Here is a 15,030-nt window from a genome sequence, read left to right on the forward strand (position 1 = left end):
CCCGAAGGTGGTGGCCCAGAGCCGGCTCCCCACGCGCCGGTGATGCCGATCTCCAGGCCCGCGGCCTCGGGAGACGTGCCCCAGGCCCGGGCGGATCCCGGCCGGTACCTCAGGCCAGCAGCTCGCGCACCCGCGGGATCACCTGGGTGCCGTACAGCTCGATCGACTGCATCAGGTGCTCGTGGGCCACGGTGCCATTGGCGTACTTGAGATCGAAGCGGTCCACGCCGAGCGCGCGCACGGTGTGGGCGATCTTCTTGGCCACGGTCTCCACCGAGCCCACGTACAGGGCGCCCTGCTCCACCTCCGAGTCGAACTCGCCGGGACCCGCCGGGCCCCATCCGCGCTCGCGGCCCAGCTGGTTGCGGTTGGCGAGCCATGCTTCGCGCAGCTGCTCGCGTGCGGTGTCGTCGTCCTCGGCGATATGACCGGGGGAGTGCACGCCGACGGGCAGGGCGGGATTGCCGAGCTTGTCATTGGCCTCGTGGAACAGCTGGACGTAGGGGGCGAAGCGCTCGGCCTGCCCGCCGATGATGGCCAGCATCAGCGGGAAGCCGTAGCGGGCCGCGCGGATCACGGAGTTGGGGCTGCCGCCGACGGCCACCCAGGTGGGAATGGTGCGTTCGGCCCGGGGGTGCACGGACTGGTCCTTCAGTGGCGGGCGGGTGGTGCCGGACCAGCTGAAGGGCTCCTGCGGCAGGACTTTGCTGAGCAGGTCGATCTTCTCCTCGAACAGGGTCTCGTAGTCCTGCAGCGCGTAGCCGAACAGGGGGAACGACTCGGTGAAGGACCCGCGGCCGATGGTGATCTCGGCGCGGCCCTGGGAGATCGCGTCGAGGGTCGAGAAGCGCTCGAACACCCGGATCGGGTCGTCGGAGCTGAGCACGGTCACCGCGGTGCCCAGGGTGATGCGCTCGGTGCGCGTGGCCAGGGCCGCCAGCACCGTGTCCGGGGAGCTGACGGCGTAGTCGGGGCGGTGGTGCTCACCGACGGAGAAGTGGTCGATGCCGACCTGGTCGGCCAGGGCGCCCTCGGCCAGAATGTTCCGGATCACCTCTGCGGGGGCGAGGGGCTCGCCGGCGAGGTCGTGGGTGATGTCGCCGAAGGTGTCCAGGCCGAAGGTGACCTTTGTCGGATCGATGGCTGCTGCTGTCGGATCGATGTCTGCTGCGTTCTCGGGGGTGCTCACGATGCTCCGTCCTGCCGCCCAGCGGCATATGGTTGATAGTTCAACAATAGCGGATGTCGGCCCGGCCCGGGAGGGATGCGGGATGGCGGCGACCGCAAGTCGCCGGCCCCGACGCAGGTGCACCTAGACTGGCCGACATGCGCATCGCCCGATTCACCACCGGTGACGACCCGATGTACGGCATCGTCCAGGCCAAGGACGGTCGCGAGATGGTCTACGGCATCACCGGGGACCCGCTGTACACCGAGATCCGCCCGACCGGCACCATCCTCCCGCTGGACGACGTCCGGCTGCTGGCCCCCGTGATCCCCCGCTCGAAGGTGGTGTGCGTGGGCCGCAACTACGCCGAGCATGCCGCTGAGCTGGGCAACGAGGTGCCCGAGCAGGCGCTGTTCTTCCTCAAGCCCAACACCGCCGTGATCGGCCCCGGCGAGCCCGTGGTGCTGCCCACCTACAGTCGGGAGGTGAGCCTGGAGGCGGAGCTCGCCGTGGTCATCAAGCGGATGTCCAAGGATCTCGAGCCCGCTCAGGTGCGCTCCGCGATCCTGGGCTTCACCTGCGCCAATGATCTCAGCGCTCGGGATGCCCAGCGGGAGGAGAACCAGTGGCTGCGCGCGAAGGCCTTCGACACCTCCTGCCCGATCGGCCCCTGGATCGAGACGGACCTGGACACCTCAGCCCTCTCCATTGCCTCGAGCGTGGACGGCGAGCCCGCCCAGACCGGCAGCACGGCCGACATGATCCGCTCTATCGAGCAGATCGTCTCCGAGGTCTCCCAGGTGATGACCCTGCTCCCGGGCGACGTGATCCTCACCGGCACGCCCGCCGGCGTGCGCGCCGTCGACGCCGGGTCCAGCATGGACGTGACCATCGAGGGCATCGGCACTCTCACCAACCCCGTGGTGCGGCGCTGAGCGCCCGCCGCCCTTCGACACCGAACCACCTGCCTCGACCAAGGAGCATTCTCGCGTGAGCGACACCCCGGACACCCTCACCCCCACCTCGTCGGACCCCTCGGAAGTGCGGGTGCGCTTCTGCCCCAGCCCCACGGGGACCCCGCACGTGGGGATGGTGCGCACCGCGCTGTTCAACTGGGCGCACGCCCGCCATCACGGCGGCACGCTGATCTTCCGGATCGAGGACACCGACGCCGCCCGCGACAGCGAGGAGTCCTACCACCAGCTGCTGGACGCCATGCGCTGGCTGGGCATCGACTGGGACGAGGGCGTCGAGGTGGGAGGCCCCCATGGCCCTTACCGCCAGTCCCAGCGCGGGGAGATCTACCAGGACGTGATCGCGAAGCTCAAGGCAGCCGGGCACATCTACGAGTCCTACTCCACCGCCGAGGAGATCAAGGCCCGCCACGAGGCGGCCGGCCGGGATCCGCAGCTGGGGTACGACGGCTACGACCGTGAGCTCACCGAGGAGCAGAAGGCCGCCTTCCGGGCGGAGGGTCGCGAGCCCACCTGGCGCCTGCGGATGCCCGACGCGGACATCTCCTTCACCGACATGGTGCGGGGGGAGATCACCTTCAAGGCCGGCACCGTTCCCGACTTCGTGGTGGTGCGTGCCAACGGGCAGCCGCTGTACACCCTGGTGAACCCCGTCGACGACGCGCTGATGCGCGTCACCCATGTGCTGCGCGGCGAGGACATCCTCTCCTCCACGCCCCGCCAGATCGCCCTGTACCGGGCACTGATGGACATCGGGGTGGCCGAGCGCATCCCCGAGTTCGGGCACCTGCCGTACGTGATGGGGGAGGGCAACAAGAAGCTCTCCAAGCGCGACCCGGAGTCGAACCTGTTCCTGTACCGCGAGCAGGGCTTCCTGCCCGAGGGCATGGTCAACTACCTGGCCCTGCTGGGTTGGGGCTACAGCGCCGACCAGGACGTGTTCAGCCGCGAGCAGCTGGTGGAGCGCTTCGACGCCACCGACGTCAACCCCAACCCCGCGCGCGTGGACATCAAGAAGGCCACCGCCATCAACGCGGACCATGTGCGCCTGCTGCCCGAGGCCGAGCTCACCGAGCGGATGATCCCGTACCTGCAGCAGGCCGGCGTGCTGGGCGAGAGCATCACCGAGCAGCAGCGTGCGCTGCTGTCGGCCGCCACCCCGCTGGTGCACACCCGCATGAACCTGCTGGGTGAGGCACCGGACCTGCTGCGCTTCCTGTTCGTCGACGACGCCCAGCTGGAGGTCCAGGACGAGGCCCTGAAGAAGATCGGGGAGGACCCCGTCGCGGTGCTGGAGCGCGCCATCGCCGAGGTCGAGGCGGTGCCCGAGGACTCCTTCGCCGCGTCGACCCTGGAGGAGGTGCTGCGAGGCGCCATCGTGGAGGACATGGGCATCAAGCCCCGCCTGGCCTTCGGTCCGCTGCGCAGCGCGATCTCCGGTCGGCGCATCTCACCGCCCCTGTTCGAGTCGATGGAGCTGCTGGGCAAGCCCTCCAGCCTGGCCCGGCTGCGGTCGCTGCGGGACCGTCTGGCGGGCTGATCAGGCCCGGGTGCGCAGCCTCACACCGCAGAACGGGCCTCTGGCTTTGTCTTGAGGGCGGAGATTCGCTAGAGTCGTCTCCCGGTACGCTTCCGTGAACTACTCGCACGAAGGAGCTCCTCCCCAGGAGATCCGGACCGCGAGGAAGGCGCGAAAACGTGCTCTGACCATGGGGTATGGTGTAATTGGCAACACGGCTGATTCTGGTTCAGTTGTTCTTGGTTCGAGTCCAGGTACCCCAGCGCTGATCGACTTCGGTCGTTCCGTCCGCGCCCCGTTCGTCTAGCGGCCCAGGACGCCGCCCTCTCACGGCGGTAACACCGGTTCAAATCCGGTACGGGGTACGAAGTGCAGTCCTTCGGGCTGCACTTGCTCTCTGTCAGGGAGCGGGGCCCCGTTCGTCTAGCGGCCCAGGACGTCGCCCTCTCACGGCGGTAACACCGGTTCAAATCCGGTACGGGGTACGAGCAGGACGCAGGAGCCGGCACCTTCGGGTGCCGGCTCCTTCTGCATTCGGCCTGCGGTCGGCGCGGCGGAGCCCTAGACTGCCATGTATGACCTCCGTCACAGTTCCGCGCATCACCGTGGGCGTCTCGGACACCCCGGAAGCGGATCGTGCCGTGCGATGGGCCGCCCATCACGCGCACGTGGTCGGTGGTCAGCTGCACCTGGTCCATGCCTTCGTATGGACCGAGCTCGACGTCAACACCGATCCGATCCCGGGCCTGACGGGGTCGGGGATCCGGGCCGCAGCGGACGGCCTGATCGAGGATGCGGTGGCGATCGCCCGCCAGGTCCATCCCGACCTGGAGATCACCTCGCAGGTCATCGACGGCAACCCGGTGCCGGTGCTGCTGCACGTCAGCTCCCGCTCGGACGTGATGGTGGTGGGCGGTCGAGGCCTGGGGCGCCTGCTCACGCTGATCGTCGGCTCCAAGAGCCTGGCGCTGGCGGCGAAGGCGTGCTGCCCCGTGGTGGTGGTGCGCGGCGATCTCGCGGTCGACGGCCCGATCGGACTGATCCACCACCCCCGGGGGCAGGAGGCCGTGCAGCGAGCCGTGGAGCTCGCGCGGGGCTACGGCCGCCCCATCCAACTGGTGGTTCGGGCCGATGCCGATGAGCAGCGCGCCCAGCAGATCCTCGGCGAGGTGCGCGAGGCGGTCGCCTCCGCTGATCCCCACATCGAGGTGCTGGGGGTGACGATCCCCACCACCCATGCGCCGCGCGAGCTGGTGCACGCCAGTGAGGGCGCGGCGTTGATGGTGGTCCCCGGGGAGAGGGTCGAGGGGCGGCCCGAGCGGATCACCGCACCGCGGCAACTGGTCACGGTGCTGCGGTACGCGCACACGCCTGTGTGGATCGAGCGGTCCTGAGCTCAGCCGCCGGCGCGGCGCAGCATCTCTGTGAGGTGGTTGGCCGAGCTCATCACGGAGGTGGCGTGCAGCCGGCCGGGCTGGCGGGTGAGTCGCTCGATGGGGCCCGAGATGCTGAGCGCGGCGATCACGCGGCCGTTGGAGCTGCGCACGGGGGCGGAGAGCGATCCCACGCCTGGTTCGCGCTCGCCGATGGACTGTGCCCAGCCGCGGCGACGCACGGCCGAGAGCTGGGTGGCGGTGAAGCGGGCGCCGAGCAGGCCGCGGTGCAGGCGGTCCGGCTCCTCCCAGGCCAGCAGGATCTGCGCCGCGGAGCCGGCCTTCATGGTGAGCGTGGCGCCCAGGGGCACCGAGTCGCGCAGGCCGATGGGGCGCTCGGCGGCCGCCACGCAGATGCGGTGATCGCCCTGGCGGCGGTAGAGCTGCGCTGATTCGCCGGTATGGTCGCGCAGGGCGGCCAGCACGGGCCCGGCGGCGGCCAGCAGTCGGTCCTCGCCGGCGGCGGCGGCCAGTTCGCCCAGGCGCGGGCCGAGCACGAAGCGGCCCTGCATGTCGCGGGTGACCAGGTGGTGGTACTCCAGCGCCACGGCGAGACGGTGGGCGGTGGGCCGGGCCAGGCCGGTCGCCTGCACGAGCTGGGCCAGGGTGGCGGGGCCGGCCTCGAGGGCGCTGAGCACGATCGCGGCCTTGTCGAGAACGCCGACGCCGCTGCCGTTCTCGGTCGATGTGGTGTCCATGGTCCGATACTGCCGTCTTATTCTATGAGACGCAAGTGTCGCGGAGTGGGATTCCCCGCAGGATGACGGGGTGCGCCCGACCCTCGGGTGCGTCACCAGAGCAGAAGGCGCCCGCGATCCGGGCGCGGGGAAGGATCATCCATGGCGGGAACGCTGGCGGAGAAGGTCTGGGCAGACCACGTGGTGCGCCGCGGGGAGAACGGCGAACCGGATCTGCTCTACATCGACCTCCACCTGATCCACGAGGTCACCAGCCCCCAGGCCTTCGACGGTCTGCGGCAGGAGGGTCGTGCCCTGCGGCGCGTGGACCAGACCCTCGCCACGGAGGACCACAACACCCCCACCGTCGACATCGACAAGCCGATCGCCGACATCACCTCCCGCACCCAGATCGAGACCCTGCGCCGCAACGCTGAGGAGTTCGGGGTGCGCATCCACTCCCTGGGCGACAAGGACCAGGGCATCGTGCACGTGGTGGGGCCCCAGCTGGGTCTGACCATGCCCGGCATCACCGTGGTGTGCGGCGACTCCCACACCTCCACGCACGGCGCTTTCGGGGCACTGGCCTTCGGCATCGGCACCAGCGAGGTCGAGCACGTGATGGCCACCCAGACCCTGCCGCTGACCCCTTTCAAGACCATGGCGATCAACGTCGAGGGGTCCCTCAAGCCCGGCGTCACCGCGAAGGACATCATCCTGGCGGTGATCGCGAAGATCGGCACCGGCGGCGGAGCCGGCTACGTGCTCGAGTACCGCGGCCAGGCCATCCGCGACCTCTCCATGGAGGGCCGCATGACGATCTGCAACATGTCGATCGAGGCCGGTGCCCGGGCCGGCATGATCGCCCCTGACCAGACCACCTTCGACTACGTGCAGGGCCGTCCCCACGCCCCCGTCGGCGAGGACTGGGACGCGGCGGTGGAGCACTGGCGCACGCTGCGCAGCGATGACGACGCGGTGTTCGACGCCGAGGTCACCATCGACGCCGACCAGCTCGAGCCCTTCGTCACCTGGGGCACGAACCCCGGCCAGGGCCTGCCGCTGTCGGCCTCCGTCCCGGCGCCGGAGGACTTCGCCGAGGACAATGCCCGCGTGGCCGCCGAGCGCGCCCTGGCCTACATGGACCTGGTGCCCGGCACCCCGCTCAAGGACATCAAGGTGGACACCGTGTTCATGGGCTCGTGCACCAATGGCCGCATCGAGGACCTGCGCGCCTTCGCCGAGACCATCCGTGGCCGCACCAAGCACCCCGACGTGCGGGTGCTGGTGGTGCCCGGCTCCGCCCGGGTGCGCCTGCAGGCGGAGCAGGAGGGCCTGGACCGCGAGTTCCTCGACTTCGGCGCTGAATGGCGCCAGGCCGGCTGCTCGATGTGCCTGGGCATGAACCCGGATCAGCTCACCCCGGGTGAGCGCGCCGCCTCCACCTCCAACCGCAACTTCGAGGGCCGGCAGGGCAAGGGCGGCCGCACCCATCTGGTCTCCCCGGTGGTGGCTGCGGCGACCGCCGTGCGCGGCACCCTCGCCTCGCCCTCCGACCTCACGCCGGTCGCCTGAGCCTCCCCTCGACCACCGCGATCCCAGGAGCACACCCATGGAAGCCTTCACCACCCACACCGGCATCGGCGTCCCGCTGCGCCGCAGCAACGTCGACACCGACCAGATCATCCCGGCCGTCTACCTCAAGCGCGTCACCAAGACCGGCTTCGACGACGGGCTGTTCTCCGCCTGGCGCAATGACCCGGACTTCGTGCTGAACCAGGACGCCTACCGCAGCGGCTCCGTGCTGGTGGCCGGTCCCGACTTCGGCACCGGCTCCTCCCGCGAGCACGCCGTGTGGGCCCTGCGCGACTACGGCTTCAAGGCCGTGCTGTCCTCCCGCTTCGCGGACATCTTCCGCGGCAACGCCGGCAAGCAGGGCCTGGTGGCTGCTCAGCTGGCCCAGGACGACATCGAGCAGCTGTGGAAGATCCTTGAGGAGGCCCCGGGCACGGAGGTCACGGTGGACCTGGTGGAGCGCCAGGTGCACGCCGCCGATGCGACCTTCCGCTTCGAGGTGGACGACTACACCCGCTGGCGCCTCATGGAGGGCCTGGACGACGTGGGCCTGACCCTGCGGCACGAGGCCGACATCGATGCCTTCGAGGCCCGACGCCCCTCGTGGCTTCCGAAGACCCTCCCGGCCCGCAACGCCGAGTCGGTCTGAGCGCGGTACCGCAGCTGCCTGCCGCGCTCCCGGCAGGGGTCGCCGATCGCGCGGGGACTGAGACCTGCGTCGCGGCGTGCGACCAGGGAGCTCCGGTATGGTGAGCCGGTCATACAAGCGGGTGCCGAGGTGCCCGTCCAGCGGAGCAAGGACACTATGAGTTCGACATTCCATGTGCGCGGCGGGCGCCGGCTCGACGGTGAGATCACCGTCCGCGGCGCGAAGAACCTCGTCTCCAAGGCGATGGTGGCCGCACTGCTCGGGGAGCAGCCCAGTGTGCTGCGCTCCGTGCCGGACATCCGGGACGTCCAGATCGTGGGCGAGCTGCTGAAGGTGCACGGCGTCAAGGTCGAGCGGGACGTCGCCTCCGGCGTGATCCGCATGGATCCCTCGGCCGTGGAGAAGGCCCACGTGGCCGATATCGACGCCCATGCCGGCTCCTCGCGGATCCCGATCCTGTTCTGCGGCCCGCTGCTGCACCGCCTCGGCGAGGCGATCATCCCGGACCTGGGCGGCTGCCGCATCGGGGACCGCCCCATCAACTACCACCTCGACGTGCTGCGCAGCTTCGGCGCCGTGGTGGACAAGCGCGAGATGGGCATCTACATCACCGCGCCGGACGGCCTGCGCGGCACCAAGATCCACCTCGAGTACCCCAGTGTGGGCGCCACCGAGCAGGTGCTGCTGACGGCGGTGCGCGCCGAGGGCATCACCGAGCTCACCAACGCCGCGGTCGAGCCCGAGATCGAGGACCTCATCGCGGTGCTGCAGAAGATGGGTGCGATCATCTCCCTGCAGACCGACCGCACCATCACCATCGAGGGCGTCGACAGGCTGGGCGGCTACGACCACGTGGCGATCCCGGACCGCATCGAGGCAGGTTCCTGGGCCTGCGCGGCACTGGTCACCAAGGGCTCCGTGTTCGTGCGCGGTGCGCAGCAGAAGCCGATGGCCACGTTCCTGAACACCTTCCGGAAGATCGGCGGCGGGATCGACATCACCGAGGAGGGCATCCGGTTCTACCACCCCGGCACCCCGCTGAAGGCGATCGCCGTGGAGACCGACGTGCACCCGGGCCTGATGACCGACTGGCAGCAGCCGCTGGTGGTGGCGCTGACCCAGGCCGACGGCATCTCCATCGTCCACGAGACGGTGTACGAGAACCGCCTGGGCTTCACCGATGCCCTCAACGACATGGGTGCCCGCATCCAGGTGTACCGCGAGTGCCTGGGCGGCTCCAGTTGCCGCTTCGGCCGCCGCAACTTCAACCACTCCGCGGTCATCTCCGGCGCCAAGGCCCTCCATGCGGCCGAGATCACCGTGCCGGACCTGCGCGGCGGCTTCTCCTACCTGATCGCCGCGCTGGGCGCCGAGGGGGTCTCCGGCATCCACGGGATCGACCTGATCGACCGCGGCTACGAGCTGTTCCGCGAGAAGCTCACCGCCCTCGGGGCCGAGTTCTGGGAGGACTGACATGCCCGGGCACGACGACGTGATCGACACCGGCACGGACGGTGCCCTGAGCGCCGGCCACACCTCGGCCTCCACCTCGCTGGCACTGCGGGACATCCCCGTCCCGGACTACTGCGACGTGGTGATCGTCCCCACCCGGGGCGTCGACGAGCCCGATCCGCGTGCCTGGGCGGAGGCGATCTTCTCCCACGAGAACACGCCGCTGGGCCGGCGAGGCCTGCTGGCCCTGCGCGATGAGGCCGTGCGGCTGTTCGACATGGTGCCGCCCCCGGCCAAGGAGTACGTGGCCGACGAGGTGGTGGGCTCGGAGGCCCTGATCCGCGACGACGACGAGGACCTGCTGGTGCGCATCGGCGTGGCCCTGCTTCCCGGTGGCCGGCTGCTGCAGGTCACCACGGCCGTGAAGTACCGCAGCCTGCGGGGCCGCCTCGCATTCGGTCCCCGTCGACTGATGCACGCCGCGGCCGTGAACACCCTGGCGCGTCGCGCACCGACCACGCTGCGCCGCCGCTCCCTGGCCGGCGGGCAGGCACTGCCGGCCGCCCGCCGGAACCGGTCCGTGCGTGCCCAGGCCGTGCGCAAGGCCCTGGGCCGCGGTGCGAGCAGCACCGACCCGCGCTGATGACCCCGCCGCCGCCCGCTCGCCGTGCGCGGTCCCTGCGGCAGCGCGCACATGACCTTGCCGTCAGCTGGGACCTGGGTGGCGCCCGCGCACCCGAGAGACGCTCCGGGGCCGTGATCGGCGTGCTCCAGGTGCCGCTGCGGCCGATCCTCACCCTGCTCGCCCGCCCCACCTGGATCGGCCGCGAGAACCTGCAGGTGCCCGGGCCCGCCGTGGTGTGCGGCAATCATCTGGGCCCCTTCGATGCCTTCGCCTACGGTCACCTGCTGCACGCCGCGGGGATCGCCCCCCGCTTCCTGGCCAAGGAGTCCCTGTTCCGCATCCCCGTTGTGGGGGGCCTGATCCGCGCCACCGGGCAGATCCCGGTGCTGCGCGGCACGGCCCGTTCCGGAGGCGCCCTCGCCGCAGCCCGCGCCGCCCTGGGGCGGGGCGAGATGCTGATGGTGTTCCCCGAGGGCACCTACAGCCGGGACCCGCAGGGATGGCCCATGCGGGCCCGACTGGGCGCCGCCCGGCTCGCCCTGGACACCGGGGCGCCGCTGATCCCCGTGGCGTGCTGGGGCTCCCCCCAGCTGTGGCCCGTCGGCTCCGCGCTGCCGCGGCCGCGCCCGGGCCGTAGCCTCACCCTGCAGGTCGGCGCACCGATCCGCGCCGAGCGCGCCGAGGGGGAGAGCACCCACGACGCGGCGGTGCGGGTGACCGGTCACGTGATGGACGTGATCACCGCGATGCTCGCCGATCTGCGGCAGGAGCAGCCGCCCGCGCAGCGGCACGACCCCCGGCTGGACCCCCATCGGCCTGAGGAGGGCAGCCCCGCCTCCCGGGCGGTGCGTCGCCGCATCGAGCGCCGCGGCATCGGCCGCCGTGACGTTGGCCGCCGTGATGCGGGGCGGCGTGACGTCGGCCGCCGTCGCAGCCCCCTGTTGCGGCGGTCCACCTTCTCGACTCCGCCCGAGGAGCGATGATGGCCCGACTGGCCGTGCTGGGTGCCGGCAGCTGGGGCACCACCTTCGCGCAGGTGCTCGCCGACGCCGGGAACGACGTGGTGCTGTGGGCCCGCCGTGAGGACGTGGCCCGCGAGATCAGCGAGCACCGCACCAACCGCGCGTACCTGGGGGAGCGGGAGCTGCCTGCCGCCGTCACCGGGACCGCTCGCATCGAGGAGGCAGTCGAGGGGGCCGAGGGACTGGTGGTCGCGGTGCCTGCCCAGGCACTGCGCGCGACGCTCGGCCAGTGGCGCCGTCGGCCCGGCCTTCGGGAGGGTCTGCCCGCCGTGCCGGTCCTGTCGCTGACCAAGGGCATCGAGCGCGGCACCGACGCCCGGATCAGCGAGGTGCTGGTGGAGGCAGGGGGTGTGAGCGCGCAGCGGGTGGGAGTGCTGTCCGGACCGAACCTGTCGGCGGAGATCGCCGAGCGCCGCCCCTGCGGCAGCGTGGTCGCCGCGGCCGACGAGGAGCTGGCCGGTGTGTTCGCCCGCTGGTGCGACGCCCCGTACCTGCGGGCGTACACCTCCACCGACGTGACCGGCGTGGAGATCGCCGGTGCCGTCAAGAACGTGGTGGCGATCGCGGTGGGCGCGGCTTCCGGCCTCGGCCACGGCCACAACACCACCGCCTCCTTGATCACCCGCGGCCTGGCGGAGATCACCCGTCTGGGCGTGGCCCTCGGGGGCCGGCGGGAGACCTTCGCGGGCCTCGCCGGGATGGGTGACCTGGTGGCCACCTGCGCCTCCCCCCTCAGCCGGAACCACCGCCTGGGGCTCGCACTGGGGCGGGGTCTGGACATCGAGCAGGCCGTGGCGGAGGTGGGGCAGACAGCGGAGGGCGTGGCCACGGCCCGTGCCGTCGCCGATCTCGCCGAGCGCCTCGAGGTGGACATGCCGATCACCCGCTCCGTGGTGGCGGTGGTGGATCACGGCGCGAGCATCGAGCACGTCACCACGGCCCTGCTGGCGCGGTCCGTGCGGCCTGAGTGATTACGCTGGAGCGATGACGACCACCGTTGCACTCCTGTTCGGCGGCCGCAGCGGGGAGCACGGCATCTCGTGCATCACCGCCGGCGGCGTCCTCGGCGCGATCGACCGCGAGAAGTACCACGTGATCGCCGTGGGCGTGACGCGGGAGGGCCGTTACGTGCAGGTCTCCGACGACCCGGCCGACTGGACCCTGGTGGACGGCAGGGCACCGGAGGTCAGCGGTGACGGACCGGAGGTGCTGCTGCCCGCTGTGCGCCACAGCGCCGGGGAGCCGATCGAGCTGCGCGTGATCCGGGACGGCCGTGTGGAGCCGCTGGCCCGCATCGACGCGGTCTTCCCCTTGCTGCACGGCTCCTACGGGGAGGACGGCACCATCCAGGGGGCCCTGGACCTGCTGGATGTGCCGTACGTGGGCAGCGGGGTGCTGGCCTCCGCGATGAGTATGGACAAGGCCACCACCAAACTGGTGCTGACCACCGCGGGCCTCACCTGCGCACCGGGCCACGTGGTGCACCAGGACCACTGGGAGCAGCAGTCGCGCTCCGTGATGCGGCACCTGCGCGAGTCGTACCCGCTGCCGTGGTTCGTCAAGCCGTCCCGGGCAGGTTCCAGCCTGGGCGTGACCCGAGTGGGCCGCGAGGAGGAGCTCGAGCCCGCGCTCCGGGAGGCCTTCGCGGAGGATCCGAAGGTGCTGATCGAGCAGGCCGTCGCCGGGCGCGAGGTGGAGTGCGGCGTGCTGCAGGGAGCCGACGGGGGACCGCCGCGCACCACGCTGCCCGGTGAGGTGCGCGTGGGGGAGGATCTCGAGTTCTACGACTACGGCTCGAAGTACTTCGGCAAGGGGACGATCGACATCGAGATCCCGGCAAAGCTGCCCGACCGCGTCCTGGAGGAGGTGCGGCACGTGTCCGCGGCCGCCTTCGAGGCACTCGGCCTGGAGGGCCTGGCGCGGGTGGATGTGTTCGTGACGCCGGAGAACACGGTGATCGTGAACGAGGTGAACACCATGCCCGGCTTCACCCCGTACTCGATGTTCCCGGTGCTGTGGCAGAACATGGGTGTGGACTACACGGCGCTGATCACAGATCTGGTGGAGCAGGCGCTGGCACGGCGCATCGGTCTGCGCTGAGGGCCCAGCTCGGGCGGGCTCTCTCCGGGAGGGCTGTCAGGGTTGACCCCGGGCGGGCTTTCTCCCGTGGGCCGACCCGGTCGATCGGGGCCTTCACTCCACGTCGCCGGGCCCCACGCAGTGGTCCGTGGCAGGGATGGTGGCGTCGATCAGTCGGCCCATGTCCATGGCCGCGGCCGAGGGCTGGTCCGGGGCCACCGCGCGCGGCACCGAGATGTCGATCGCCGGTTCGCGACCGTAGGTGGTCAGCAGCACGATGCCGTCCTGCTCACGCACGATCCAGTCCACCTGGATGCCGTCTGTGTCCCCGAGTCGGGTGCAGGCATCGGTGGTGGGACCGGGGGGTGCGACGCCGCAGCGCAGCACGACGGTGTCGTCCCCGGATCCCCAGGCCACGGTGCCCTGGCTGCTGGTCTCGGCGCGGGGCTGGCCGAGCATCTCGTGCGGGGCACCGAGCACGATCTCGGCGCACAGCGGATCCGATGCCGCCGGCCCCGCGGGCACCCGGACCGTGCCGCAGCCAGCGATCCCCAGCAGCAGCCCGGTGAGCGCGGGCAGCACGAGCAGGCGTGTTCGGAGAGGGGGGCGTCGGGCAGCGGGCGGTCGGCGGGGCACCCGTCGAGCCTACCGCTGGAGCTGATCGTGAATCCCCTGCGTCACAGTTGCGCGTCCGCTCCGGCACACTGGGAGGATGAGAGACCAAGCGCGCCCCGGTGAGGCCGGGATCCTCGCCCGCCTTCTGTCGCACCTGCCTCCCGGTGGTCCTGGAGGGGCTGCGAGCATCGAGGTGGGGCCTGGTGACGATGCGGCAGTGCTCTCCCTTCCCTCGTCGCGGATGGTGATCACCACCGACAGCATGGTCGAGGGGTATGACTTCCTGACCCATGCCACGACTCCGGCCTGGATCGGTCACAAGACTGCAGTGCAGAACATGGCTGATGTAGCGGCGATGGGCGCCCGACCTCTGGCGCTGGTGTCTGCCGTCTCCACCCCGGAGGACACGCCGGTCGAGTGGTTCGAACAGGTCACGATCGGTCTCACCCGACGGGCGGCCCGGGACGGCGCTCAGCTGGTGGGTGGGGACTTGGGGCGAGCTGATCAGTGCACTCTCACCATCACTGCCGTCGGGGCCCTCGAGCACGGCGAGGAGCCTGTGCTGCGCAGCGGGGCCCGGCCCGGGGATGTGATCGCGATCGGTGCTCCGTTGCTCGGGCGCTCCGCAGCGGGTCTGACCGGGGTGCTGTCCGACAGGGTGGAGATGGACCCGACCGGTGTGGTGCTGGTGGATCCGGGTCTCGACCCGGAGCTCGCTGAGGAGCTGAGGGAGATGGTGGGCTGGCACAACGCCCCGGATCCGGATCTCTCGCTCGGATGGACGACGGGGCGCACGGCGCACGCGATGATGGATCTCTCCGACGGGCTGGTACGCGACGGGAGCCGTATCGCGGCGGCCTCCGGCGTGCTGGTGGACCTGGCCTCCGATCTGCTGGCTCCGGATGTCGACGCTCTGCGCCCCGTGGCGGACTGCCTGGGGGCAGACGCGTGGGAGTGGGTGCTGCACGGCGGGGAGGAGCACGCCATGCTGGCTGCCTTCGGCGAGGGGGAGGTGCCCGAGGGGTTCCGCCCCATCGGTCGTGTGCTGTCCCGCGCCGAGCAGGGGCACTCCGGCTACGGGGACAGCGACGGGCCGCGGGTGCTGCTTGACGGCGAACCGATCGCGGGTGCGGGGTTCGATCACTTCGACTGATCCTGGTGCGTTCGGCCGCCGTGTTCGGCTGGCTGACGATGCCCGTGGTGCCTTCAGAAGGGTGGGGGTGTGGTGCGGTGGTGGTTGGT

At 70.9% G+C, this 15,030-nt stretch carries 14 protein-coding genes and 3 tRNA genes; 14 read left to right on the top strand and 3 right to left on the bottom strand.

The window, feature by feature from the left end:
* Positions 1-109: 109 nt before the first annotated feature.
* Positions 110-1,189 carry an LLM class flavin-dependent oxidoreductase gene (locus M4D54_RS12585; protein WP_396121498.1) on the bottom strand — a complete coding sequence of 360 codons (1,080 nt, stop codon included), beginning with the start codon at positions 1,187-1,189 and terminating at the stop codon, positions 110-112.
* A gap of 137 nt (positions 1,190-1,326) precedes the next feature.
* Here M4D54_RS12585 and M4D54_RS12590 point away from each other — a divergent pair, with 137 nt between their 5' ends.
* The 6 genes from M4D54_RS12590 (at position 1,327) to M4D54_RS12615 (ending at position 5,055) form a co-directional block, all read left to right on the top strand.
* Positions 1,327-2,103: a fumarylacetoacetate hydrolase family protein gene (locus M4D54_RS12590; RefSeq protein WP_259891890.1), complete on the top strand. Its 777-nt coding sequence runs from the start codon at positions 1,327-1,329 to the stop codon at positions 2,101-2,103.
* A gap of 154 nt (positions 2,104-2,257) precedes the next feature.
* Positions 2,258-3,682, top strand: coding sequence for a glutamate--tRNA ligase (gene gltX / locus M4D54_RS12595; RefSeq protein WP_228018725.1), 1,425 nt, complete (start codon positions 2,258-2,260; stop codon positions 3,680-3,682).
* A 170-nt stretch (positions 3,683-3,852) separates the two neighbouring features.
* Positions 3,853-3,924: transfer RNA gene (locus M4D54_RS12600), tRNA-Gln, on the top strand.
* Between the two features lie 29 nt (positions 3,925-3,953).
* A tRNA-Glu gene (locus M4D54_RS12605) sits at positions 3,954-4,026 on the top strand.
* 47 nt (positions 4,027-4,073) lie between these two features.
* Positions 4,074-4,146: transfer RNA gene (locus M4D54_RS12610), tRNA-Glu, on the top strand.
* Between the two features lie 90 nt (positions 4,147-4,236).
* The gene (locus M4D54_RS12615; protein ID WP_193864851.1) at positions 4,237-5,055 is read left to right on the top strand and encodes a universal stress protein; all 819 of its coding nucleotides are present in this window, start codon (positions 4,237-4,239) and stop codon (positions 5,053-5,055) included.
* Positions 5,056-5,057: 2 nt separating this feature from the next.
* Here the strand turns inward: M4D54_RS12615 and M4D54_RS12620 are convergent, their stop codons facing one another.
* The gene (locus M4D54_RS12620; RefSeq protein ID WP_193864852.1) at positions 5,058-5,792 is read right to left on the bottom strand and encodes an IclR family transcriptional regulator; all 735 of its coding nucleotides are present in this window, start codon (positions 5,790-5,792) and stop codon (positions 5,058-5,060) included.
* 141 nt (positions 5,793-5,933) lie between these two features.
* On the opposite strand from M4D54_RS12620, the gene leuC reads away from it, so the two are divergent.
* The 7 genes from leuC to M4D54_RS12655 all read left to right on the top strand — a co-directional run bounded on the left by leuC (position 5,934) and on the right by M4D54_RS12655 (position 13,194).
* Positions 5,934-7,346 carry a 3-isopropylmalate dehydratase large subunit gene (gene leuC / locus M4D54_RS12625; RefSeq protein WP_193864853.1) on the top strand — a complete coding sequence of 471 codons (1,413 nt, stop codon included), beginning with the start codon at positions 5,934-5,936 and terminating at the stop codon, positions 7,344-7,346.
* Between the two features lie 37 nt (positions 7,347-7,383).
* A complete protein-coding gene (leuD, locus tag M4D54_RS12630; protein WP_193864854.1) occupies positions 7,384-7,995 on the top strand; it encodes a 3-isopropylmalate dehydratase small subunit in 612 nt (203 codons plus the stop codon).
* Between the two features lie 156 nt (positions 7,996-8,151).
* The gene (gene murA / locus M4D54_RS12635; RefSeq protein ID WP_259891892.1) at positions 8,152-9,468 is read left to right on the top strand and encodes a UDP-N-acetylglucosamine 1-carboxyvinyltransferase; all 1,317 of its coding nucleotides are present in this window, start codon (positions 8,152-8,154) and stop codon (positions 9,466-9,468) included.
* Between the two features lies 1 nt (position 9,469).
* Complete coding sequence (locus M4D54_RS12640; RefSeq protein ID WP_259891893.1) at positions 9,470-10,090, top strand: DUF2867 domain-containing protein; 621 nt, start codon at positions 9,470-9,472, stop codon at positions 10,088-10,090.
* A complete protein-coding gene (locus M4D54_RS12645) occupies positions 10,090-11,055 on the top strand; it encodes a 1-acyl-sn-glycerol-3-phosphate acyltransferase (protein WP_193864857.1) in 966 nt (321 codons plus the stop codon). Before M4D54_RS12640 ends, M4D54_RS12645 begins: the two co-directional genes overlap by 1 nt.
* Positions 11,055-12,065 (top strand): NAD(P)H-dependent glycerol-3-phosphate dehydrogenase, encoded by a 1,011-nt coding sequence (locus M4D54_RS12650; protein ID WP_193864858.1) that lies wholly within the window; start codon positions 11,055-11,057, stop codon positions 12,063-12,065. Before M4D54_RS12645 ends, M4D54_RS12650 begins: the two co-directional genes overlap by 1 nt.
* A gap of 13 nt (positions 12,066-12,078) precedes the next feature.
* Complete coding sequence (locus tag M4D54_RS12655; protein ID WP_193864859.1) at positions 12,079-13,194, top strand: D-alanine--D-alanine ligase family protein; 1,116 nt, start codon at positions 12,079-12,081, stop codon at positions 13,192-13,194.
* Between the two features lie 93 nt (positions 13,195-13,287).
* Here M4D54_RS12655 and M4D54_RS12660 read toward each other — a convergent pair whose 3' ends face one another.
* A complete protein-coding gene (locus M4D54_RS12660; protein WP_259891894.1) occupies positions 13,288-13,755 on the bottom strand; it encodes a DUF3515 domain-containing protein in 468 nt (155 codons plus the stop codon).
* Positions 13,756-13,885: 130 nt separating this feature from the next.
* On the opposite strand from M4D54_RS12660, the gene thiL reads away from it, so the two are divergent.
* Positions 13,886-14,941, top strand: a complete 1,056-nt coding sequence (thiL, locus tag M4D54_RS12665) for a thiamine-phosphate kinase (protein ID WP_193864860.1) — start codon at positions 13,886-13,888, stop codon at positions 14,939-14,941.
* Positions 14,942-15,030 lie beyond the last annotated feature (89 nt).

Origin of the sequence: Brachybacterium sp. p3-SID1565, from assembly GCF_025143785.1 — a bacterium.
GTDB lineage: Bacteria > Actinomycetota > Actinomycetes > Actinomycetales > Dermabacteraceae > Brachybacterium > Brachybacterium epidermidis.